We start from the raw sequence: 22,008 nt of genomic DNA, 5'->3' as shown, positions 1-22,008 counted from the left end.
ATATTGGATATTAAACCATATAATAGAGCTGGATATGATTGTATGAATTTAAGTGTAACTAACATATTGTTTTATAAGAATTATCCCCATTCTAATTCAGTCTGGAAACAATCAGGGTTAATTTATTATATTGATGAAAAGTATGGAATTGGTAATTTAGAAGGTTCATATTTAACCCGTGTCCAAGAGCTAGAGTGGATACACAATATTAAAGTAAAGACTATTAAACATAAATATAAAAATGATTTTTTAAGTGGAATAATCAATCTTCTAAGAGAAAATGAACCTGTACTTGTCCCAGTTGATACATACTATACGAGAGGAAATATGTATTATCAAACACGTCACACTCCTCATATAATCACAATTATCGGTTATGAAGAAAGTCTTTTTACATATGTTGATGATGCTTATGGTTCAATAGCAGAACTAAAACCTAAAGAGCTGATAGAGGCAAACTCTATGAATCTTAAATACATGTATATTAAATTACCTGAAGAAAATTATTTAACTAAGGAAATACTATTAGAACCTATTAAACATAATAATAATAATCTGAGGGGAATAATATCTACCTCTAATATTCCTGATGTACCGGGTGTTATTAAAGAATTTGGGTTGTCGGGTTTGGAAAAATTTTTAGATTTTTATTACGAACATAATATTGATGACACCTTCAATCAGTCTGAAGAAAAAATTATGGAAATATATAGGGGGTTATCGGCGGTTTCAAATTCTAGATATAAATATGCTGATTATCTATTTGATATTTCTGTTTATTATCCTGAAATAAAAAATATAGCAGAGGCTTATTTATTTATAGGACAAGATTGGAAAGTGTCGGCGAATATGGTTCTAAAATCAACTATGAATAATAGGTTAAATTTAATTCAGAGAATGCTTGACAAAGTCGAATTAATAATGGAAAAAGAGAAAGAAACACTTAGAATGTCAGAAGAAATTCATAGCATTATTTGTAATAAATAAACAAAATATTAAAAAAAAGGTAGTAAAATGAAATGAGTTATGGTATAGTGACAATATCGGGGTTTGGAATATTCTGAATCTTGATAAAATGTAACGAGGGAGGGATTTTACAATGAAAGAACGTGTCGAAGAGCGTACTACTTAAAAAATAGCACCATAATTAAAAGAAAAGAGCTGTTTTCAGAATTCTGAAAACAGCTCTTTTTTATGAATTGATTCATCCTGTATTCATGTTCTTTATCACTTTACATCTAACTATGATCTGGTACACCTAAATCCCAACATTCCCTGTAAAAGCTCGCCGTTCCTTATACTATAAGTGTTCTAGTATAAATAAATTTATATTTAAGTGACTCGCAGAAAAACTTTACTACTCGATCAGTAAGCAATACAATTTTTACTTTCCGATTGGTCAAATAAGAATGAATGATGTGTCTCTTTATTAAAGCATTTTTTGATGCATCAATGGTGTATTTTGCCCCTAGTAAAAATCTTAAAAGGGACAGCAGCCGTGATGGCTGTGAAATTTCATTGGGTGTTGGGTTTATTTTGAACATTGATTTTGCCTGTTCATTGCGACAAACAGAACAGCACAATTAAAAAGTGCAATTTAATGACCTTTTACAAGTGAAGCTATTTTCAACCTTACCGTATCAACCTGCTATTTCTGATTTTTCATTTTTGCTGAAAAAAACATAAAGGTCGACACTCTTTACTTCTTTTTTCGTCTCTTTTAAGAGCTATTGTGAGATAAATAGCTCGAGCAGTAAAAGTTGTTACCCCCACAAATTTGAGGCCGTGCGAATTTCCGACTGGTAATTAAATTTGTATTATTTTTCATTTGTCCAATTCGATAAAGGCTGAAAAACAATAAAAGCCATTTTACTTAGTGAAGAATCTGTCATTTTGCTGACTTGATGTGCCTGTATTGACACTTAAGGTGTTTTCGATAAATAATTGGCCATAGAAAAAGAAAAAACTTCCAACGAGAAACATAGCACCGATGATAAAATCGTTTACTGTATAAAGAACCTTATATCGTTTTTGGAAAAAAAACTCATATCGTTTCAGCTCTTTTTGGATGTCATGTTCTTTATTTCCTTTCATTATCATCCCTCCATTCTATTTTGGCTTACCCTTACGTAAACGGAATGTAAACATAAGGGCAGCCTTGCTGAAAGGAGACATAATCAACGATCAGAAACTAAAGTGAAAAAGTGATCCGCATAGGATCTCTTTTTTATGATTTCATCGCCTGAACAATAAGAGCGGTCAAAGCTTTTGCCCCTTTAGGAACCAAGTGAACACCATCAGGGGTAAAATATTCCGGATGCTGAAGGGCTTCTGTATGCCAGTCAACTAACGTAACATTTTGATGTGCGCTTGCCTGGTGCTGTAAAGATTCATTAACCTTGCTTTCCCATTGGCGGGGAACCCGTGTATTGACAAGATAGATATGGGCTTTTGAGAAAGATTGAAGCAGTTGTTCGATTTGGCTGTTTGTAAAGTAGCCATTGGTTCCAAGCTCAATGATGACAGCCTTGTTCGGCTGATTAAAAGACTTGTACTCCCTTGCGAGTTCCAAAGCTTGAGACATTTGTCTTCCTACCTTTCCATCAATCGTCACATGTGAAAGTGACTGACGCAGGTGTGAAGAAATATCAAGCATGACGGAATCTCCTATAGCTAACACCTCTTTCGCAGTATCTGCGGGTTCTTTCGTCTGTTGAGATTGCGTGTCTTTCTTTTTATGAGTCTCTTGCCCACTATCTTTGTTTTCCTTTTGACCCTGAATGGAATCTGTTGTTTTTTGTTCAGGATTGTGTTTTTTATCTGCTGCAGCGTTCTTTTTATCCCCAGAAGCATGGCTGGTGTCAGCATTTGTTTCTTGTGAGCTATAGGTCCATTTGGTAGGGTGCTTTTGCTCTCCGGCTAGCCCTGACAGCCCGCCTGCAAAAATAAGTATAGCGAAAATGACGAAACCAATTGACATTTTGCTGATGACAGATGTCGTTTTCCATTCCTTGATTCTATGTATAAAAACACGGCGGAAAAATGACCTAAATCCCTGTGTCCGTACCGGCTTCTCAATAAAAAGATAGGAAAGCTCGGCAAGTATACATGTCACAATGACCTTTAGCACGATATGCCAAAAAACAGGGTTTCCGATTTCTTGAACTGGCGTGCTTAACACAATAACAGGGTAGTGCCAAAGATAAATTCCGTAAGACCTCGTTCCAAGCCACCGAAGCGGCCTCCATGAAAGCAGATTGCCTAAAAAGCTGCTCGGATGGCAAACACATGCAATAAGGATTGCGGCAGTCACGCTAATGAATAGCATTCCGCCTCTGTAAAGAAAAGGCTCGTATTCATCTGTGAAATAGACACACAACACTAAAATACAAAATGCCGAAAATTCAGTGGCGTGCAAAGTGTGCTTCAGTTTGCTAGGCAGCCTGTTGGAAGACAGCCTTTTCATCGGCCATACCAAAGCCAAGGCACATCCGATGAGAAGTCCAAACGAACGAGTGTCTGTGCCATAGTAAACGCGGCTCGGATCTCCGCCAGGTTCATACAGTACGCTCATCATCACGGCTGAACAAAGCGCAAGCAATGATATCACCGCAGCCAATCTGGCGCGGCTTTTCATTATGTACATTCCAACAACTAAGAACATCGGCCATATGATATAAAATTGTTCTTCAATCGCCAGCGACCAAAGGTTTTTTAGAGGTGATGGGGAACCGAAACTATCAAAATATGATAGCTTGTGAAAAATAAACCACCAATTGCTCATATAAAAGAGAGAAGAGATCGCATCTCCACGTAGAGTGTGCAATAGTTCTCGATCAAACAATACGACCCACACAACAGTGGAAAAGATCATAAGGTACGCTGCCGGCAGAAGCCGCCGAATGCGGCGCACCCAAAAGTCCCGAAAATCAAGATTGATATCATTTCCATATGCCGGTAATAGAATAGATGTAATCAAATATCCGGATAAAACAAAAAAGATATCAACTCCGATAAAACCTCCGTTAGCCCAATTGAAATTTAGGTGATAAGCGATAACTGACAGGACGGCAAAAGCCCGAAGGCCATCAAGTCCAGGGATGTATCGATGATGCTGTGTCTTGTGATACATGGGTATTCCTCCAATAGTATGCAAATATTCTCGTTGTTTTTGATAGCGAGGTTACGACCTCGAATAGAGAAGAGAGAAAACATCCATAATCTTAGATGGATGTTTTTATTTTATCGAATATAACGTTCTCCCACGAGCAAGTTTGAAATGACACGGGTTGGAATTGTAAACTCTGTAACGCCCATATAGCCGGGGGCGACTTCATATTCGTCAAATGAGATCACAAGTTTATGGTCTTCAGTAATGTAAAACGTCTGATCAGGAAGAATCGTTTTGAACGGTTCTGCATCTTCGTCAGTGAGCCAATATATTTTATTTGGATCTTCCTTCATTTGCTGTTTCATTTGTTCTTTGATGTTTTGACTGATGACTTTGATATAGCGCTCATCTTTGAATAAGCTTTTTAATGTAAGTAAAATATCATTCTTTTTGTCAATTGTAATATAACGGCTTTGTGTGTAGGAAGATGCTTGTGTTGTTTCAATATTGCGCCGGATAGAGAGTAAATCTGGCGTGTCTGTGACCGTCTCGTAATCACTGTAGATGCTGAGATGCCCTTTTTTGTTTTGGGATGTGGACTGTATAAACTCTTTATACAGCTGCTGGCTTTCTTTCAAGTATTTCTGGTTAATGCTGTTTTCAAGCTCTTTATTAGAAAGTCCGGACAAAGCAGGTGTTTTGACATCAATGCTTGATTGGTTTTTTTCCTCTTTGATTTCAATAAAGGTGATCGCTTTGACGATTTTGCCGATGACAGGGATCTTTGACATAGCCTGAGCGGCGTCCGGGTTGATATTAACAAGCGCAGTGAATAAAATAGCTGCAGCGATTGCTGCTGATGTCGGCCACATGACGATTCTTTTCTTTTTTGGTTCTTGCTGAAGGGCTTTTTCAACAATGATATCCAATTCTGTAGGAATCTGAACATTTTTATATTCTTCTCTTAATTGCTGTAATCTCTTATCCATTAAGAAAGATCCTCCTTCGTCAACTGAATGCGCATCAGCTTCAATGCTCTGTATAGGCGCGTTTTGACGGTATTCGTGTTTTCTCCTGTGATTTCCGCAATTTCTTCTAATTTGAGGTCTTCAAAAAAGCGTAAAATAATAATGGTTTTATAGCGGTACGGCAATTCGTCAAGCGCTTCATGGAGATCAGTATCCTTGTAATGGTCTTCCTTTCCTTTGCTTAAAAATTCTATCGTTTCGTCGTCCATCACTCTTATCTTTTTTTGTTTGCGCAAAAAATCAATGGCTGTCCGTACTAAAATTTTATAAAACCAGCTTTTTATCGTCTCAGGGTTCCTGACCGTTTCAACTGAGCTCAGCGCTTTTTTTATAGATTCCTGAACAATATCTAATGCGTCATCTTGATTTTTCACATAACTGAAAGCCAACCTGTAGAAATCTTGCTTATGGTCAGTTATGCATGTGACAAGCAACGCTTTTGTTGTTTGTTTTTTCTTCATTACAATAAAGGGCTCCTTTTTGAATATACGTATATCGTAGGCTGTTACCTAGGATAGACGAGGCAGGCTGAAAAATAGTTTGCGCAGAATCGCATTTTTTTAAAAGAGAGAAGTAAATCAGCATGGGGGGTTTTATGCATAAAAAAACACGGCTTGTTTGTACAAGCCATGTTTTGGTTAAGCGATGCGAATATTATTCCAAATAATGTTTTTTGAAATCTGAGTGAATAGAAAATTTACGGCGCAACTGGATGAGATTTTTCCCGAAGCTCTCTTCTAAAAGCTCTCTATGCTTTTTCAGAATTTCCATGAGGTACAGATCATGAATGATCACTTCAGTAATAGGCATGACTAAACCTACATGCATCGTCCATGCAGCACGGCTGTCGTTGCCAAGTGAGACAATGCCCGCTACTACTTCTGAATCATCTCCGCTATAGACAAGCCACCGTCCATCATACTCTTCTGTAATTTCACTGCTCATATCGTGAAGGTAAACATTGGCAAAATCAGATACGATGTCTCCGTACGCAATAATGGTGACAATAACGCCTTGTTCTGCCGCATGTTTGAGCTCTGATTCTATCTCCTTAAAATCCTCTTTCCATATTTCTAAGAGGATTCTTTTTTTGGCGGATAAGATACAAGCCTTCACCTTTTCAAGAATTTCACTGCGGCCGGTGATATTCCAGATGTTTTCCCGGTCATTAGCAGTCTGCTCGAACTTTTCAAAATATTTCTCAGCCTGATCAAAATGCTCTTCCGCTTTGAGCCGGCGGTTTTTAATCAGTTCTTTTGCGGGGACTGGAACATACTGAGGCGTATTTCCATGACTGACAAAAACATCTCCCCTTATGACAAGGCTTTCCAAGACTTCATAAATTTTAGAACGGGGAACTCCGGATTTTTTGGCAACGGCATAGCCTGTTAAAGGTGATTCTTGCAATAATGCCAAATACGCTTTCGATTCATATTCTGTAAAATTGAGGTTTTTTAAAATGTCTAACATATTTTCTTTCATATATCCTCCAATATAAAGAGCAATCGCTGCCTTAGTAATCGCTATTTTAACAAACCATATTGATTTATTCCAAACGCATTGATACACTTTTATAAGTAGTTACTTTTGTAGTCACTATATGATTGAGGGGATTTTTAAAGGGGGAGAGAACAATGCACAGCTTACTCGCATACATACCGATCGCTGCCATGATGGTTATCATGCCGGGGGCAGATACGATGCTTGTGATGAAAAATACGCTTAGGTATGGCCCGAAAGCCGGCCGTTATAACATTCTCGGATTGGCAACAGGACTTTCCTTTTGGACGGTGATTGCCATTTTAGGATTATCGGTGGTGATCGCAAAGTCAGTGATTCTTTTCACAACGATCAAATATTTGGGAGCGGCATACTTAATTTATTTAGGTGTAAAAAGTTTTTTTGCTAAAAGTATGTTTTCGTTAGATGACATGCAATCCCAAGCAAAAAATATGGCAAGTTCTCCGAAACGTTATTATAAAACTTCCTTTATGCAAGGATCACTCAGTAACATTCTCAATCCTAAAACTGTTTTGGTGTATGTTACAATCATGCCCCAATTTATCAATTTGAACGGAAATATAAACCAGCAGCTCATTATTTTAGCTTCAATCCTAACCTTATTAGCGGTGTTGTGGTTCCTGTTTCTTGTTTATATTATTGATTACGCAAAAAAATGGATGAAAAACTCGAAGTTCCAGAAAGTGTTTCAAAAAATTACCGGAATAATATTAGTAGGTTTCGGCATCAAAACTGGTTTGAGTTAACACTTAAATGAAGTGAATGAAATTTGAAACCAAAGTTTAATTTAGTGTTTGGCCCTATAAAAAAGACAAGGGAGTGAGTATCCCTTGTCTTTTCTTTATTTCATCTTATGTCCTCTGCGGGTTTGCACCTTATATAAAATAATCAATAAAACAAACCAGACCGGGGTGACAAACAAAGCAATACGTGTATCATTCGCCAGTGCCAATATGACAAGAATGAACGCGAGAAATGCAAGTGTTAAATAGTTGGATAATGGGTAAAAAGGCATTTTGAATTTGTTTGCTTTCGCTTCATGCTGTCTTGTTTTTCGATATTTCAAATGGCAAATCACCGTGATGCCCCAAATAAAAATGAAGCATATTGTAGAAACACTTGTAATCAGTGTGAAGACTTGCTCGGGCATTAAATAATTCAGGCTAACGCCAATCAGAATGGCGACGGATGAAAAGAACAGCGCATTGCTTGGCACGTTAGAAGAAGTCAATTTCTTTAATAGTCCAGGTGCGTGATGATCCTTTGCAAGTGAATAGACCATTCGGCTTGTGCTGAATAAAGCGCTATTTGCAGCTGACGCGGCTGATGTTAATACAACAAAATTGATCAAACTGGCAGCCACAACGATGCCTACTGCAGAGAAGACCTGAACAAATGGGCTTTCGTTTGGATTCAACACATTCCAAGGATAGATACACATAATCACGAAAAGTGCGCCAACATAAAAAAGTAAAATCCGGACAGGGATTTGATTGATGGCTTTAGGGATCACTTTTTGGGGATTTTCTGTTTCACCTGCTGTCAGTCCAACAAGTTCAATACCCACGAAAGCGAAGACGACCATTTGGAACGATAGGATAAACCCATGCCATCCATTTGGGAACATGCCGCCGTGGCTCCAAAGGTTGGTGAGGCTGGCAGGGCCGGAAGCTGCGGAAAAACCTTTCGCAATCAGGAAAATGCCAGTTACGATCAGAGCCAGTATGGCAATGACTTTGATCAATGCAAACCAAAATTCTAATTCTCCGAAAAGTTTAACGGTGGCAAGGTTCATGATCAGCAGGATAATAAGCGCAAGAAGACCCGGCAGCCATTGAGGCACATCGGGAAGCCAATATTGCGTATAAATGCCGACCGCCGTTAAATCAGCCATCGCGAGGGAAATCCAACAGAACCAGTAGGTCCACCCAGTGATAAATGCTGCCATGTTTCCTAAATAGTCCCTTACAAAATCAACAAAAGAGTGGTATCCCGCATTTGATAAGAGCAGTTCTCCGAGCGAGCGCATAATGAAAAAGCAAAATACGCCGGTGATCAAGTAAGCAAATAAAATGGATGGTCCTGCAAAGTGGATGGATTTACCTGAACCTAAAAATAAACCTGTACCGATTGCACCTCCAATCGCCATTAATTGTATATGCCTGTTTTTAAGGCCTCTAGACAATTTCTGTTGCTGGCCAAAATTGTCTTTGCTAGAATTGCCTATCAATTTTATTTTCCTCCAGTAATAAAAAGATGAGTAAAGTTTTATCGGATATTATAACATTTAAAAGAATAGATACTTTTATTTTTAAATTTTAAAACTATTTTAAGTGCTGTTACATGTCTTCTGGCTCTATTTTTCACTCGTGATTCTACCTGAATAGCAAAGTAAAACAGGAAAGTCATTTGGACAATCTGACAGGCTAGTTTTAATCGGTAACGATTTGTATAATTGCATACCCACTATGTTTGAGGCCTGCAGGGGGGATCAAATCGAGAAAATCGGAGATAAAGTTTTTAAGCTTACAGATTCCTTAGCCTTCAAGGTGGATTGCAAAAATGACGAAGTTTTGCATATTGTAATACTGCGGCGGTCACATAGAGTGTCCGTCTTTTTTGTTGTGAACGAACTTAAGGGGTTATAATTAGGAAAAATGTCCTGATCTATAAGATTCATTTTTTGTCATTGATGATTTTGACATCATTACATTCCCCAAGAATGATAAACTGTTTACTGATTATTACTTTTGAAGGGGGCTGGCCCTCCAGAACTGCGAATCTATCATACTAATATGAGTTGCAAATGATTCGAAATGTAAACATATATGCATAAAAGCCAGCTTTGTCAATCTGCTATAGAGACCTTTTTGAACGTGTATCAGCAGATAATCTCAACGCGGACTATAAAGTTTCGAAATATTCTTGTTAATGGCTTATCTAATAAGGACAAAGGATGATAGACGTGAGAAGAATAGATAAAATATACCATCAGCTCATGCATAATTTTCAAGATTCAACCTTAGATCATCTATTAAAAATACAAGGGAATTCAGCAAAGGAGATTGCCGAGCAGCTGAAAATGGAGCGGTCCAATGTCAGCTTTGAATTGAACAATCTCGTCCGGTCCAAAAAGGTCATCAAAATTAAAACGTTTCCTGTAAGATACATCCCAGTCGAGATAGCAGAAAAATTATTCAACAAGAAATGGGATACAGAGATGATGGAAGTGAAAGACCTTCAGGCGTTTTCCGGAAATTCAAAGCAAAATCATCAACACATTTCCACGAATCCCCTAGAGCTTATGATAGGGGCAAAAGGGAGTTTGAAGAAAGCGATCTCCCAGGCAAAAGCAGCTGTCTTTTATCCGCCGAACGGTCTGCATATGCTCCTCCTAGGGCCGACTGGTTCCGGTAAATCCCTTTTTGCGAACCGAATTTACCAGTTTGCCATTTACTCTGACATATTGAAGGCCGGCGCACCATTTATTACATTTAACTGTGCAGACTACTACAACAACCCTCAATTATTGCTTTCTCAATTATTCGGACACAAAAAAGGTTCATTTACAGGTGCTGCCGAGGATAAGGCAGGTTTAGTCGAACAGGCCAATGGGGGCATTCTTTTTATGGATGAAATCCACCGTCTCCCTCCCGAGGGACAAGAAATGCTGTTTTATTTTATTGACAGCGGTTCTTATAACAGGCTTGGAGAATCTGAACATAAACGAACATCGAACGTATTGTTTATTTGTGCGACTACAGAAAATCCGAGTTCTGCACTATTGAAAACGTTTTTGCGAAGAATCCCAATGACCATTCATATTCCTTCGCTTGAAGAACGATCGCTTAAAGAAAGAGTGGATCTGACGACGTTTTTATTAGGGAAAGAAGCAGAGCGAATTAAGAAGAATCTGAGTGTGCATATCGATGTCTATAATGCGCTTATTCACTCTGCGAAATTTGGGAATGTCGGACAGCTGAAATCAAATGTCCAGTTAGTTTGCGCACACGGATTTTTGCATAACCTTGACAGAAATGAAGTTATTGAACTGACTGTTCGCGATCTGCCTGATGAAATCAAGCAAGAATGGATGTCCAGCAGCAAAAACATGCAAAGAAGCAAAGCCATTTCTGAATATGTCAATATTACAACGATTATCTCTCCGATTGTAGAAGATGAAACAACAAAAATTGACGAAGACCTCTCATTTAACTTATATCATTTGATTGAGGAAAAAGTGAAAACGCTTATGAAAGAAGGTTTATCCAAAAAGGATATTAACCAGTACATCTTGACTGATGTCCATTTGCATGTCAGAAGTTTTTTTCATCATCAAGCTTTTCAAAAAGACAACCTGCTGACATTCGTTGAAGATGATGTGATTCAAATGACAAAACAGTTAAAAGAAATAGCTGAACATGAGCTGGATTGCACATTTGACCGTAAGTTTATTTATTTCTTGAGTATGCATATTGACGCATTTTTAAAGCGAGGAAAGCAAATTGATGTTTTGAATACACAGGAGACAGATGAAATTCGTGATACTCATGTGAAAGAATATCGGGTGGCGATGATTTTTAAAGATAAAATTCAGGAATATTTTAAAGTGGCTATTCCTGAAATAGAAGTCATCTACTTAACGATGTTAATTCATTCCATCAAATCGTTAAAGGAGAACAAAAGAGTCGGTATCATCGTGGCTGCGCATGGAAACAGCACGGCGAGTTCGATGGTTGAAGTTGCGACAGAACTGCTAGGGAGCACGCCGATTGCAGCAGTCGATATGCCGCTTTCTGTTTCACCTTCGGACATTCTTGAATGCGTAGCAGAAAAAATGAAACAGGTTGATGAAGGCGAAGGTGTTTTAATGCTGGTAGACATGGGGTCGCTTGCAATGCTGGAAAGCAGGCTGGAGGAAAAGACAGGCATTTCCATCAAAACGATCAGCAATGTTACGACTTCAATGGTGCTGGATGCTGTCAGAAAGGTCAACTATTTGAATTTAAATTTGCATGCGATCTATCAATCGGTCACGAAGGATTTTATCGAGCTGTGGGAGCGTCAGCCAGCGGCATCCGGCAAAAAGAAGGCATTGGTATCCATCTGCACGACGGGCAGCGGAACGGCCAAAAAGCTGGAAGACATTCTAACCACGATCGTAAACAAGGCCTCCGATACCCCGATTCACATATTGACCGTATCATCGATTAAACTGGCCAACAGCATAAAAGAAATCGAAAAAGAGTATGAAATCCTTGCGACAGTCGGAACGAAAGACCCTAAAATCAATGCTCCGCATGTATCTTTAGAAGTGTTAATTGAAGGGGAGGGAGAGAAGCTGATTCAACAGGCGATTACAAAAGGAAGCATCCCCTTGAGCAATGGATTGAACGAAGCAAATATTATTGTCAGGGAGCTTTGCGAGGATAGCCTGAAAAAATACCTTGTCTTCTTGAATCCCCACCATGTGATCGAAATGTTATTGGAGTGGCTGCAAACCGTTCAAGATGAGCTGGGGGTCATTTTCAATAATGCGGTTTTGATCAAAGTCATTATGCACACGGCTTTCGCCTTTGAAAGGGTAATTAAGCAGAATCCGATCGCTTTCTCGGAGGAAGAAGAGATCAATGATCAGCTGAAGGAAATGGTGTACGTGACAGAGCGAACATTAGCCCCTTATGAAGAAAAGCTCGGACTTCGCATAAGTGATGATGAAAAATTATTTATAGCCGCCATATTTGCTGAAGAAGTGCATGGCCAGCTGTTTTAAAAACAGTTTTTTTATATGAACCTGTATTAAATGGAACACCATTTTAATACAGGTTTATTTTTTTCGTTTTAAGTGTTTCGACAACAAATTGCTATTGGCTGAAATAACAATGAAAACGCTTAACACAACTGTGTTGGCACGATCCTTGCATTATATATGGATGTACAAAACAGGAAAGGAGCAATAGATATGATTTCAGTTATTATCAGCGGTCATGGAGATTTTCCCATAGCGTTAAAAGAATCTTCAGGGATGATATTCGGTGAAGAAAATAACCTGATTGCAGTGCCGTTTTTTAAAGGGGAAGGAATACAAACGCTGCAAGAAAAATATCATCAGGCGCTCAAGGATATCCCGGAAGAACATGAAGTGCTTTTTTTAGTCGATATTTTTGGAGGGACGCCATATAACGCGGCAGCTTCCTTTATTGCTGAGGATCAAAGAATGGATATGGCAGCCGGCGTAAACCTGCCGATTCTGCTGGAGGTATTAAGCCAGAGAGAACATCTGGCTCTCAAAGATTTGCTGAACAACTTAAAAGCAATGAGTCAGCAAAGCTTTCAAGTGTGCAGTGAACATTTAGAAAAAGTAAAAACAGCCAATCAAGATACAAGAGAGGATGAATTATGATGAACATTGTGTTAGCAAGAATCGATGACCGCTTTATTCACGGCCAAATCCTGACAAGGTGGATAAAAGTCCATGCAGCCGACCGAATCATCGTTGTCTCCGACGATATTGCTCAGGACGAAATGAGAAAAACGCTGATCCTTTCTGTTGCGCCTTCAAATGTAAAGGCGAGTGCCGTCTCGGTTTCTAAAATGGCAAAAGCATTTCATAGTCCGCGCTACGAAGGCGTAACAGCAATGCTCTTGTTTGAAAATCCGTCCGATATTGTATCTCTTATAGAAGCAGGTGTACCGATCAAAACCGTAAACGTCGGGGGAATGCGTTTTGAAAATCACCGCAGGCAAATCACAAAATCAGTCAGTGTCACAGAACAAGATATAAAGGCATTTGAAACATTAAGTGACAAGGGCGTGAAACTGGAATTGAGGCAGCTGCCTTCAGATGCCAGTGAGGATTTTGTACAGATTTTACGGAACGTAACAAAATAATCAAGGGGATGAGAATATGTCTTCATTACAAATTATTTTGTTGTTAATCATTGCAGCAATCACCGGAATCGCAAGTGTATTGGATGAAGGGCAGACACACCGTCCGCTTGTGGCCTGTACGTTAGTTGGCTTGGTGCTCGGGGACTTAAAAACGGGAATTATTCTTGGAGGCACACTGGAGCTGATGGCGCTCGGCTGGATGAACGTCGGGCTTGCCATGGCACCTGATACAGCGATCGCCTCTGTCATCTCAACCATTTTAGTTATTACCGCTGATCAGGGAATTGGCGAAGGGATTGCTGTCGCTGTTGCTTTAGCAGCTGCGGGTCAGGCGCTGACGATTTTTGTTCGGACGATCACTGTCTTTTTCATCCACCGCGCTGATCAATATGCAAAAGCGGGAAATATAAAAGGAATTGAAATTATGCATATTACCGCGATGGTGTTTCAAGCTTTGCGCGTCATGATTCCTACATTGATTGTTGCTTTAATTAGTGTCAGCGCTGTTCAGGCGTTCCTGGGAAATATTCCTGATGTCATTACAAAAGGACTGCAAATAGGCGGAGGCATTATTGTGGTTGTCGGGTATGCTATGGTGATCAATATGATGAATATTCCTTATTTAAAGCCATTTTTCTATATTGGTTTCTTATTAGCGGCGTTTACCGATTTTAACTTAGTGGGATTTGGAGCCCTTGGTCTCTGTCTGGCGCTTTTATACCAGCAGGTGATGCAAAAACAAAGCGCTCACAGAGCAGTCGCGGCCGCATCAGACAGTGGCAGTGTTGCTGTTTATGATGACGATGATGATCTTGATGCCTAAACGATGAGGGGGGAAGAAAAAATGGAGAAAGAAAAACGATTAACGAAAAAAGAAATTTTCAGCATGTTTATTCGTTCAAATTTTTTACTCGGTTCCTTTAACTTCGAACGTGTGCAGGCAATGGGATATTGTTATGTCATGATACCGGCGATCAAAAAATTGTACGGTCCCGGAGCGAAAAGAAACGAAGCCTTGCAGCGGCATTTGGAATGGTTTAATACACATCCGTGGCTGACAGCGCCTATATTTGGCGTGACGGCAGCCATGGAAGAAGAAATGGCGAACAATAAAGGAATTGACGGAAAAGCGATAAGCGGAATGAAAATTGGTTTGATGGGACCAATAGCGGGCGTAGGCGACCCAATTTTTTGGGGAACGATTCGTCCTGTCTTAGCTGCGCTAGGAGCCTCCCTTGCTTTAGGAGGAAACATTGCCGGCCCTTTGCTATTCTTTTTCTTGCTGAATGCCATAAGATTAAGCACAAAATATTACGGATTAAAGTATGGCTATGTGAAAGGAATGGAGATTCTTCAGGATTTAGCGGGGAATCGCATTCAAAAGCTTACAGAGGGCGCTTCGATTCTCGGGTTATTTGTTATGGGGGCTCTCGTGTCCAAATGGACCACCATCAACATTCCAATCGTTGTATCCAGGATTAAGGATGAAAGCGGAAAAGTAGATGTTCAAACGGTACAAAACGTGCTAGACAGCATTATGCCGGGGGCGCTGCCTCTCGGATTAACGTTATTGGTGGCATGGATGCTTCGCAAAGGGGTGAATCCACTTCTCATTATTTGCGGCATCTTTGTCATCGGGATTCTCGGGTATTGGGCTGGATTCTTAGCATAAGGTGTGTGAAGGAAAGAGAGAGAACCTGCAGCAGTTTTTTCATATATAAATCATTCGGATAACAGTGAAACAGAGAAGAATTGCCAGAAACGGACCAGCTTGCGCAGCAGTCTCTCTTGAAAGTGTTCAAACATGAAGAGAGGAGCGAAGGAACAAATGAAAAAGAGACTTATTCAAGTCATGATCATGTTCACCCTGCTGTTGACTATGGCATTTTCGGCAGATGCAGCCGATTCAAGCTACTATGATGAGGATTACCGTCCTCAATATCACTTCACACCGGAGGCAAACTGGATGAATGACCCAAACGGAATGGTATATTATGCTGGGGAATATCACTTGTTCTATCAATACCATCCATACGGGCTTCAGTGGGGGCCCATGCATTGGGGGCATGCCGTCAGCAAAGATTTGGTTACATGGGAACACCTTCCTGTTGCGCTCTATCCGGATGAAAAAGGCACGATCTTTTCTGGAAGCGCAGTTGTAGATAAAAATAACACAAGCGGTTTTCAAACAGGCAAAGAGAAGCCGCTTGTGGCCATTTATACACAGGATCGGGAAGGCCATCAAGTGCAAAGTATTGCCTATAGCAACGACAAAGGAAGAACATGGACGAAATACGCTGGCAACCCTGTCATTCCAAACCCAGGTAAAAAAGATTTTCGCGATCCAAAAGTCTTTTGGTATGAGAAAGAAAAAAAGTGGGTAATGGTGCTTGCGGCCGGTGACCGAATCCTCATTTATACATCAAAAAATCTGAAGCAGTGGACGTATGCAAGTGAATTTGGACAGGATCAAGGAAGCCACGGGGGAGTATGGGAATGCCCGGATTTATTTGAGCTTCCGGTAGACGGCAATCCGAATCAAAAGAAATGGGTCATGCAGGTCAGTGTCGGAAACGGAGCGGTCTCGGGAGGATCAGGCATGCAATATTTTGTAGGGTACTTTGATGGAACTCATTTTAAAAATGAAAACCCGTCAAACAAAGTTCTCTGGACGGATTACGGCAGAGACTTTTATGCGGCTGTATCCTGGTCTGATATTCCAGCCACAGACAGCCGCCGGCTATGGTTAGGGTGGATGAGCAATTGGCAATATGCGAATGATGTTCCGACATCCCCATGGAGAAGTGCAACGTCCATTCCAAGAGAGTTAAAATTGAAAGCGTTTACCGAAGGGGTTAGAGTGGTCCAAACACCAGTGAAAGAGCTGGAAACCATTCGCGGAACCTCTAAGAAGTGGAAGAATCTGACCATATCGCCTGCAAGTCATAATGTGTTAACGGGGCAATCTGGAGATGCCTATGAAATAAATGCAGAATTTAAAGTAAGCCCTGGTTCAGCTGCTGAATTTGGTTTTAAGGTCCGAACAGGTGAAAATCAATTTACGAAGGTCGGCTATGACCGAAGGAACGCCAAATTGTTCGTTGACCGGAGCGAGTCGGGCAACAACACCTTTAATCCGGCCTTTAACACCGGAAAAGAAACAGCCCCATTGAAGCCAGTAAATGGGAAGGTTAAGATGCGCATTTTTGTTGACCGCTCCTCGGTTGAAGTATTTGGGAATGATGGAAAGCAGGTCATAACGGATATTATTCTCCCAGACCGATCAAGCAAAGGGCTTGAATTATATGCTGCAAATGGCGGTGTAAAGGTAAAATCTTTAACCATACACCCTTTAAAAAAGGTATGGGGAACGTCACCTTTTATGTCCAATATGACTGGCTGGACGACTGTAAATGGCACGTGGGCCGACACGATTGAGGGGAAACAAGGGAGGTCGGACGGAGATTCCTTTATCTTGTCTTCAGCATCCGGGTCAGACTTCACTTATGAATCTGATATCACCATTAAGGATGGAAACGGAAGAGGGGCAGGAGCACTAATGTTTCGCTCTGACAAAGATGCCAAAAACGGTTATCTTGCGAATGTGGATGCGAAGCATGACCTAGTGAAATTTTTTAAATTTGAGAACGGTGCTGCTTCTGTCATTGCTGAATACAAAACACCGATAGACATTAATAAAAAGTATCATCTGAAAACAGAGGCCGAGGGCGACCGCTTTAAAATCTATTTAGATAATCGTCTTGTGATTGATGCAAATGATTCCGCATTTTCAGAAGGCCAATTTGGCTTGAATGTGTGGGACGCGACTGCTGTCTTTCAGAACGTAAAGAAGGAGTCTTAATTTTAAAAAAAGGCACAGACCCGAACAGTCTGTGCCTTCTCGTTATTTTAACAAATTTAAAGATTCGCGGTTAAATGCTTCCAAATCATCAGGTGTTCTGCTTGTGACAATGTTGTGGCTGACGACTACTTCTGCATCTTTGTAGTTTGCACCGGCATTGATTAAATCTTTGCGGATGCTGCGGTAGCCTGTGATATCTTTGCCTTTTAGAAGATCCGTATCAATCAGTACTTGCGGGCCGTGGCAAATTGCGAAAACAGGTTTTTTGTTTTCGACAAATGCTTTTGCGAATTCACCCGGACGGTCATCTGCACGAAGCAAATCCGGAGAGAATCCCCCAGGAATTAAAAGTGCATCAAAGTCACTTGCATCCACATCAGAGATGGCTTTGTCAATCTTTACTTTCTCGCCATGCTTACCGGTAACTTCTTTGCCGGCTTCCAAATCGATAGCCACAACACTGTAGCCAGCTTCTTCGTATGCTTTTACCGGACTTGTATATTCGATGTCTTCGAATTGGTCTGTAACAAGAACTGCAATTTTTTTGCTCATAAAAAACCCTCCTAATAACTCTCTATTCATAGAATAACAGGAAGATTGACCGGCCTTCAAAATATTTGCTTAACGAGATCGTTTTTCGTGAGTTTCATTAAAAGCGGGTCAGCCCATATAAGGACTAACCTATTACAATGTGGAAATATCAATCACAAATCGATAACGGACATCGCTTCGGAGGATACGTTCGTATGCCTCGTCCACTTGGTCAGCTCCGATGACTTCGATTTTAGGTTCGATGCCATGCTCAGCTGCGAAATCCAGCATCTCTTGAGTTTCTTGAATTCCGCCGACTAGAGAACCTGCAATGCTGCGGCGCCCCATGATTAGGGAAAACACACTGTATGTGTCCGGCTTGGCAGGAGCTCCAACGTTTACAAGTGTCCCGTCTATACGAAGCAATGATAAATAGGCATCTACATCGAGATTTGCCGATACCGTATTTAAGATCACGTCAAAACGCCCGGCCAATGCAGTGAATGTGGCTGGGTCACTTGTTGCAAAGTAATGATTTGCACCGAGTTCCAGAGCTTCCTCTTTCTTATTCATGGAACGGCTCAGGACGGTTACCTCTGCACCCATCGCATGTGCAAATTGAATCGCCAAATGTCCAAGGCCACCCACGCCTACAATCGCAACCTTTTTACCAGGGCCAACATTCCAGTGTTTCAGCGGGGAATACGTTGTGATACCTGCACACAACAGCGGACTGGCAACATCCATTTCCAAACGGTCTGGTATGCGAACAACAAATCTGTCAGTGACAACGATTTCTTGGCTGTACCCGCCATAAGTGGGGTTTCCGTCGTAGTCTACTGAGTTATACGTTTGAACAACACCCTTCGTGCAGAATTGTTCCTCTCCGTTGAGACAGTATTCGCATTCTCCGCAAGAGTCAACAAAACAGCCGACACCAACGCGGTCTCCGACAGCAAACTTGGTGACTTCTGTTCCAACGGCTGTTACGACACCGGCTATTTCATGTCCTGGCACCATTGGGAAGATGCCACCGCCCCATTCATCAAAAGCACTATGAATGTCTGAATGGCAAATACCGCTGAATTTAATATCGATTAAGACATCGTGAGGCCGTAATTCTCTTCGCTCAATCGTCGTTTGTTCAAATTTGGCTTTTGCATGTGCCACGCTTAATACACGGGTTTGATGTTGATTACACATATGAACCTTTCCTTTCTTCATCATAAGTGTTGTAAAAAAACATGCACTTATTTATGTTTTATGGTGTCTTCAACATAACGATAAACCTTAAAGTCTGCTTTAAGGCAAGGGTTTTTTAAAAATAACATTTAAAATGAACCTGATTTATAAGGTGAGCTACAGTCAGCAATTAACGCAGAAACTGTAATCATGCTGCGATCTCGGGGGGAAAGTTCTTCCTCTCTTGCCCAAATGTCACCGAATAGGACATCATCATGAAGTTCAGCAAACTTTGGCGCAAATTCTCCTAATTGTTCTCTTCCGGCAGTTAGTTTATTTGCCATTCAGCAATCCCCCCATCTACACTGTTTTTATTGCATGGAGAAGTATAGAGCTTAAAGTGTGCTTTAAAGCAAGTCCCGAATATATAAACCCAGATTCAGCAGCTAACCACTTGTCTTGAGCTTGACTTAAAGTTAACTTTAAGTGTTACCTTCACAACATGCAGGATAGAGAGGTGAAGATCATGAATATTGCTCAGGTGGCAAAGCAGTTTGGCCTGACAGCCGCAACACTCAGATATTACGAACGTGTAGGATTAATCCCGCCTGTAAAACGAAAAGACAGCGGCATTCGCGACTATGATGAAGAAGATATCAAATGGATTGAATTCATTAAATGCATGCGAAATGCGGGACTATCGATAGAAGCGCTAATTGAATATACAACATTATTTACCGAAGGTGACCGTACAGTAGAAGCTCGAAAAAATATCCTGGCTGACGAACGACAGCGGCTGATAGAGAAGCGGAAAGAAATTGATGAAACAATTAAGAGATTAGACACAAAAATTAAAGATTATGATGGGAAATTGCGTGAAAATGAGGCAAAGCTCAAAAGCAGGCCTAAAACGGAAAGTCTTCACGGATCAGTGGAGCAAAGAAGGTAGCATTCTTTGCGTGTGAAGAGGGCAGGTCAAAAACGAAGGATTTTGTTTCTGGCCTGTTTTCTCCATCAAGAAATCGCATAAAAAGAGGTGGTTACGAATTCTTATTTGATTGGAGAATTTGCAAACATTATCGGAGATCAGATGGAGAAAAGCGGTTAATCTATTTACGGTCATAGGACCCGAACAAACAGTGCTCATTTTGAAGCTGAGGAACAGTAGTGGCCAATCAATACTGTTCCTCAGCAAATCACTCATTGTATGTTAAAGGGTTGGCAATTGAATGGCTGTATCAATATTTTTTAAATGTAGCTTGACTTGTTCGTCTGTGTTCCAAGGATGGTACCAGCCTTTTTCCATCATATAGCTTGAGAGTTGTTCGTGCATATCAAGGGCTTCTTCCAAATGGCGGATAAGGACCTCTTTCACTTCAGGCGTTCCGGCTTCAGTGGCTGCCATCGCATAATTTCTGACTCCGTTTTTTGCTGCAATTAATAAGTCCATAGCAATGATTTGGTCTGTTAGAACATTCATGCCGGTCAGATATTCAATGATAGGATTCATGATTTATTCATCTCCTCATTCGTGCTTTGCATTAGATAAAATAGAGGCAAATTCCTGCAGCTGGCGTGTGGTGATATCAACATCTTGCTGCATGATTTCTTTCAGCTTCGGATCAGATACCAGTGCTTTCATTGTTTTAGATTTCGTCAAACAAAGTGTCTTGAAAGCAGTCATTTCCTGAACCTCAAGCACTTCGTGTAAGGCGTATTCCATTTCTGTAACCTCCGTTTTTTAAGGCTTTAACACAACTTTGATACAATCATCCATTTTTGAATCAAAAATGTCATAGCCATGCTTGGCTTCACTAAGCGGCAGGACATGGCTGACAACATCTCCCGGGTCAATTTTGCCCGTTGATACTAGTTCAAACATGTACGGCATATAGTGGATCACAGGAGCCTGTCCAGAGCGTATATTGATGTTTCGCTGCATGATATCTCCTAGCGGAAAACCGTTATATCTGCCTCCGTACACACCTGTAATTTGTATGGTTCCTCCTTTGCGAACAGCTTGAGAGGCAATGACCAATGCACTCATTGTTCCGCCATGAAGCTTTAAGCCGCTGGCAAGGAACTCGAGATCGCTCATTTTACCATCCATCCCAACAGCGTCAATGACTACATCCGCTCCGCCTTTCGTGATTTCCTTTAAATAATTCCCTGTATTCTCATGGTCTTCAAAATTAACGATTTCTACTTTGTTTGTACGTTTCGCATGCTGTAAGCGATAGTTTACATAGTCAACTGCTATGACGCGTTTTGCGCCTTTTAGCCAACAAAACTTTTGAGCAAACAGGCCGACTGGTCCGCAGCCGAGAACGATAACTGTATCGCCGTCTTTTACGCCGGCATTGTCCACACTCCAAAAGCCGGTGGTCATGGCATCGGCAATCACGCTTAATTTCTCATCTGGTTCCTCACAAGATTCAGGGATTTTAAAATGGGTAAAATTCGCAAACGGCACTCTTAAATATTCAGCTTGCCCGCCTGGATAACCGCCAGTTTGCCCTGAATAGCCGAAATAAGCACCCATTTCCCCATTGTCATTAGACTGATCACATTGGCTTTCCAGCTGGTTTTTACAAAAAAAACATTCACCGCAGGCGATCGTAAAAGGGATAATGACGCGGTCACCTTTTTTGACCTTTGTAACCCCTGGCCCAACTTCTTCAACAATTCCCATCGGTTCATGGCCGATGACATAGTCTTCATGGAGATTAGGAATCAATCCATGGATTAAGTGTAAATCTGATCCGCAAATGGCTGTACTGGTGACTTTGATAATCATGTCATCGGATTTTTCAATCTTTGGATCGGGGACATCTTTGACAACAACATTTTTAATGCCTTGATACGTTACTGCCTTCATGCTG

The 22,008-nt window shown here is 40.7% G+C and carries 22 protein-coding genes and 1 pseudogene; 10 read left to right on the top strand and 13 right to left on the bottom strand.

The window, feature by feature from the left end:
* Positions 1-3: 3 nt before the first annotated feature.
* Positions 4-987, top strand: a complete 984-nt coding sequence (locus NX903_RS12815) for a hypothetical protein (RefSeq protein WP_133516485.1) — start codon at positions 4-6, stop codon at positions 985-987.
* 954 nt (positions 988-1,941) lie between these two features.
* Here NX903_RS12815 and NX903_RS12810 read toward each other — a convergent pair.
* The 5 genes and pseudogenes from NX903_RS12810 to NX903_RS12790 all read right to left on the bottom strand — a co-directional run.
* A pseudogene (locus NX903_RS12810) lies at positions 1,942-2,094 on the bottom strand (YrhK family protein); the annotation flags it as partial.
* Positions 2,095-2,227: 133 nt separating this feature from the next.
* The gene (gene oatA, locus NX903_RS12805) at positions 2,228-4,132 is read right to left on the bottom strand and encodes a peptidoglycan O-acetyltransferase OatA (RefSeq protein WP_086344130.1); all 1,905 of its coding nucleotides are present in this window, start codon (positions 4,130-4,132) and stop codon (positions 2,228-2,230) included.
* A 110-nt stretch (positions 4,133-4,242) separates the two neighbouring features.
* On the bottom strand, positions 4,243-5,100 hold the full coding sequence (gene rsiV / locus NX903_RS12800; RefSeq protein ID WP_086344129.1) for an anti-sigma-V factor RsiV: 858 nt from the start codon (positions 5,098-5,100) through the stop codon (positions 4,243-4,245).
* Positions 5,100-5,600, bottom strand: coding sequence for an RNA polymerase sigma factor SigV (gene sigV, locus NX903_RS12795; protein WP_004398891.1), 501 nt, complete (start codon positions 5,598-5,600; stop codon positions 5,100-5,102). Before sigV ends, rsiV begins: the two co-directional genes overlap by 1 nt.
* A 193-nt stretch (positions 5,601-5,793) precedes the next feature.
* Complete coding sequence (locus NX903_RS12790; RefSeq protein ID WP_024571535.1) at positions 5,794-6,621, bottom strand: TrmB family transcriptional regulator; 828 nt, start codon at positions 6,619-6,621, stop codon at positions 5,794-5,796.
* Positions 6,622-6,773: 152 nt separating this feature from the next.
* Here NX903_RS12790 and NX903_RS12785 point away from each other — a divergent pair, with 152 nt between their 5' ends.
* Positions 6,774-7,406, top strand: coding sequence for a LysE family transporter (locus NX903_RS12785; RefSeq protein WP_014477480.1), 633 nt, complete (start codon positions 6,774-6,776; stop codon positions 7,404-7,406).
* A gap of 95 nt (positions 7,407-7,501) precedes the next feature.
* Here NX903_RS12785 and NX903_RS12780 read toward each other — a convergent pair whose 3' ends face one another.
* Positions 7,502-8,890 carry an amino acid permease gene (locus NX903_RS12780; RefSeq protein WP_015483487.1) on the bottom strand — a complete coding sequence of 463 codons (1,389 nt, stop codon included), beginning with the start codon at positions 8,888-8,890 and terminating at the stop codon, positions 7,502-7,504.
* Between the two features lie 38 nt (positions 8,891-8,928).
* Positions 8,929-9,069 (bottom strand): hypothetical protein, encoded by a 141-nt coding sequence (locus NX903_RS12775; RefSeq protein WP_122060477.1) that lies wholly within the window; start codon positions 9,067-9,069, stop codon positions 8,929-8,931.
* A 556-nt stretch (positions 9,070-9,625) separates the two neighbouring features.
* Between NX903_RS12775 and levR the strand changes: the two genes are divergently transcribed.
* The 7 genes from levR to sacC all read left to right on the top strand — a co-directional run bounded on the left by levR (position 9,626) and on the right by sacC (position 17,413).
* Positions 9,626-12,433: a transcriptional regulator LevR gene (gene levR / locus NX903_RS12770; protein WP_086344128.1), complete on the top strand. Its 2,808-nt coding sequence runs from the start codon at positions 9,626-9,628 to the stop codon at positions 12,431-12,433.
* 189 nt (positions 12,434-12,622) lie between these two features.
* Entirely contained in the window at positions 12,623-13,063 is a 441-nt protein-coding gene (levD, locus tag NX903_RS12765) for a PTS fructose transporter subunit IIA (RefSeq protein WP_014480391.1), read from the top strand.
* On the top strand, positions 13,063-13,551 hold the full coding sequence (levE, locus tag NX903_RS12760) for a PTS fructose transporter subunit IIB (RefSeq protein ID WP_004399158.1): 489 nt from the start codon (positions 13,063-13,065) through the stop codon (positions 13,549-13,551). Before levD ends, levE begins: the two co-directional genes overlap by 1 nt.
* Before the next feature lie 16 nt (positions 13,552-13,567).
* Entirely contained in the window at positions 13,568-14,374 is an 807-nt protein-coding gene (gene levF / locus NX903_RS12755; RefSeq protein WP_086344127.1) for a PTS fructose transporter subunit IIC, read from the top strand.
* Between the two features lie 21 nt (positions 14,375-14,395).
* The gene (levG, locus tag NX903_RS12750) at positions 14,396-15,223 is read left to right on the top strand and encodes a PTS fructose transporter subunit IID (RefSeq protein ID WP_003229834.1); all 828 of its coding nucleotides are present in this window, start codon (positions 14,396-14,398) and stop codon (positions 15,221-15,223) included.
* Between the two features lie 80 nt (positions 15,224-15,303).
* Positions 15,304-15,471, top strand: a complete 168-nt coding sequence (locus NX903_RS12745) for a hypothetical protein (protein WP_225722062.1) — start codon at positions 15,304-15,306, stop codon at positions 15,469-15,471.
* Positions 15,404-17,413 carry a levanase gene (sacC, locus tag NX903_RS12740; RefSeq protein WP_250621152.1) on the top strand — a complete coding sequence of 670 codons (2,010 nt, stop codon included), beginning with the start codon at positions 15,404-15,406 and terminating at the stop codon, positions 17,411-17,413. Before NX903_RS12745 ends, sacC begins: the two co-directional genes overlap by 68 nt.
* Positions 17,414-17,455: 42 nt before the next feature.
* Here the strand turns inward: sacC and yraA are convergent, their stop codons facing one another.
* From yraA to NX903_RS12725, 3 genes are all read right to left on the bottom strand, one after another.
* Positions 17,456-17,965 carry a cysteine protease YraA gene (gene yraA, locus NX903_RS12735; protein WP_003229836.1) on the bottom strand — a complete coding sequence of 170 codons (510 nt, stop codon included), beginning with the start codon at positions 17,963-17,965 and terminating at the stop codon, positions 17,456-17,458.
* Positions 17,966-18,097: 132 nt separating this feature from the next.
* A complete protein-coding gene (adhA, locus tag NX903_RS12730; RefSeq protein WP_086344125.1) occupies positions 18,098-19,147 on the bottom strand; it encodes a formaldehyde dehydrogenase AdhA in 1,050 nt (349 codons plus the stop codon).
* A gap of 128 nt (positions 19,148-19,275) precedes the next feature.
* Positions 19,276-19,470: a carboxymuconolactone decarboxylase family protein gene (locus tag NX903_RS12725; protein WP_024571542.1), complete on the bottom strand. Its 195-nt coding sequence runs from the start codon at positions 19,468-19,470 to the stop codon at positions 19,276-19,278.
* A gap of 182 nt (positions 19,471-19,652) precedes the next feature.
* Here NX903_RS12725 and adhR point away from each other — a divergent pair, with 182 nt between their 5' ends.
* Positions 19,653-20,075 (top strand): aldehyde stress transcriptional regulator AdhR, encoded by a 423-nt coding sequence (gene adhR, locus NX903_RS12720; RefSeq protein ID WP_004398725.1) that lies wholly within the window; start codon positions 19,653-19,655, stop codon positions 20,073-20,075.
* A gap of 261 nt (positions 20,076-20,336) precedes the next feature.
* On the opposite strand, the gene NX903_RS12715 is transcribed toward adhR, so the two are convergent.
* Genes NX903_RS12715 through NX903_RS12705 form a run of 3 tightly spaced genes read right to left on the bottom strand, consistent with a single transcriptional unit; the run spans position 20,337 to position 22,004 of the window.
* The gene (locus tag NX903_RS12715) at positions 20,337-20,636 is read right to left on the bottom strand and encodes a spore coat protein (protein ID WP_017696054.1); all 300 of its coding nucleotides are present in this window, start codon (positions 20,634-20,636) and stop codon (positions 20,337-20,339) included.
* Positions 20,637-20,651: 15 nt separating this feature from the next.
* Complete coding sequence (locus NX903_RS12710) at positions 20,652-20,849, bottom strand: hypothetical protein (protein ID WP_014480384.1); 198 nt, start codon at positions 20,847-20,849, stop codon at positions 20,652-20,654.
* 18 nt (positions 20,850-20,867) lie between these two features.
* Complete coding sequence (locus NX903_RS12705) at positions 20,868-22,004, bottom strand: zinc-dependent alcohol dehydrogenase (RefSeq protein WP_086344124.1); 1,137 nt, start codon at positions 22,002-22,004, stop codon at positions 20,868-20,870.
* Positions 22,005-22,008 lie beyond the last annotated feature (4 nt).

The sequence above is a fragment of the Bacillus sp. FSL R5-0576 genome, assembly GCF_038004765.1.
GTDB classification, from domain to species: Bacteria; Bacillota; Bacilli; order Bacillales; family Bacillaceae; genus Bacillus; species Bacillus subtilis.
Note: the sequence above shows the minus strand (reverse complement) of the source record. Positions and strands in the feature narration are given on the sequence as shown.

What these genes read in the sequence shown, in the direction of transcription:
- oatA (WP_086344130.1), bottom strand. Translation starts at nt 4,132, where the DNA reads ATGTATCACAAGACACAGCATCATCGATACATCCCTGGACTTGATGGC.
- rsiV (WP_086344129.1), bottom strand. Translation starts at nt 5,100, where the DNA reads ATGGATAAGAGATTACAGCAATTAAGAGAAGAATATAAAAATGTTCAG.
- sigV (WP_004398891.1), bottom strand. Translation starts at nt 5,600, where the DNA reads ATGAAGAAAAAACAAACAACAAAAGCGTTGCTTGTCACATGCATAACT.
- NX903_RS12790 (WP_024571535.1), bottom strand. Translation starts at nt 6,621, where the DNA reads ATGAAAGAAAATATGTTAGACATTTTAAAAAACCTCAATTTTACAGAA.
- NX903_RS12785 (WP_014477480.1), top strand. Translation starts at nt 6,774, where the DNA reads ATGCACAGCTTACTCGCATACATACCGATCGCTGCCATGATGGTTATC.
- NX903_RS12775 (WP_122060477.1), bottom strand. Translation starts at nt 9,069, where the DNA reads ATGACTTTCCTGTTTTACTTTGCTATTCAGGTAGAATCACGAGTGAAA.
- levD (WP_014480391.1), top strand. Translation starts at nt 12,623, where the DNA reads ATGATTTCAGTTATTATCAGCGGTCATGGAGATTTTCCCATAGCGTTA.
- levE (WP_004399158.1), top strand. Translation starts at nt 13,063, where the DNA reads ATGAACATTGTGTTAGCAAGAATCGATGACCGCTTTATTCACGGCCAA.
- levF (WP_086344127.1), top strand. Translation starts at nt 13,568, where the DNA reads ATGTCTTCATTACAAATTATTTTGTTGTTAATCATTGCAGCAATCACC.
- levG (WP_003229834.1), top strand. Translation starts at nt 14,396, where the DNA reads ATGGAGAAAGAAAAACGATTAACGAAAAAAGAAATTTTCAGCATGTTT.
- sacC (WP_250621152.1), top strand. Translation starts at nt 15,404, where the DNA reads ATGATCATGTTCACCCTGCTGTTGACTATGGCATTTTCGGCAGATGCA.
- yraA (WP_003229836.1), bottom strand. Translation starts at nt 17,965, where the DNA reads ATGAGCAAAAAAATTGCAGTTCTTGTTACAGACCAATTCGAAGACATC.
- adhA (WP_086344125.1), bottom strand. Translation starts at nt 19,147, where the DNA reads ATGTGTAATCAACATCAAACCCGTGTATTAAGCGTGGCACATGCAAAA.
- NX903_RS12725 (WP_024571542.1), bottom strand. Translation starts at nt 19,470, where the DNA reads ATGGCAAATAAACTAACTGCCGGAAGAGAACAATTAGGAGAATTTGCG.
- adhR (WP_004398725.1), top strand. Translation starts at nt 19,653, where the DNA reads ATGAATATTGCTCAGGTGGCAAAGCAGTTTGGCCTGACAGCCGCAACA.
- NX903_RS12715 (WP_017696054.1), bottom strand. Translation starts at nt 20,636, where the DNA reads ATGAATCCTATCATTGAATATCTGACCGGCATGAATGTTCTAACAGAC.
- NX903_RS12710 (WP_014480384.1), bottom strand. Translation starts at nt 20,849, where the DNA reads ATGGAATACGCCTTACACGAAGTGCTTGAGGTTCAGGAAATGACTGCT.
- NX903_RS12705 (WP_086344124.1), bottom strand. Translation starts at nt 22,004, where the DNA reads ATGAAGGCAGTAACGTATCAAGGCATTAAAAATGTTGTTGTCAAAGAT.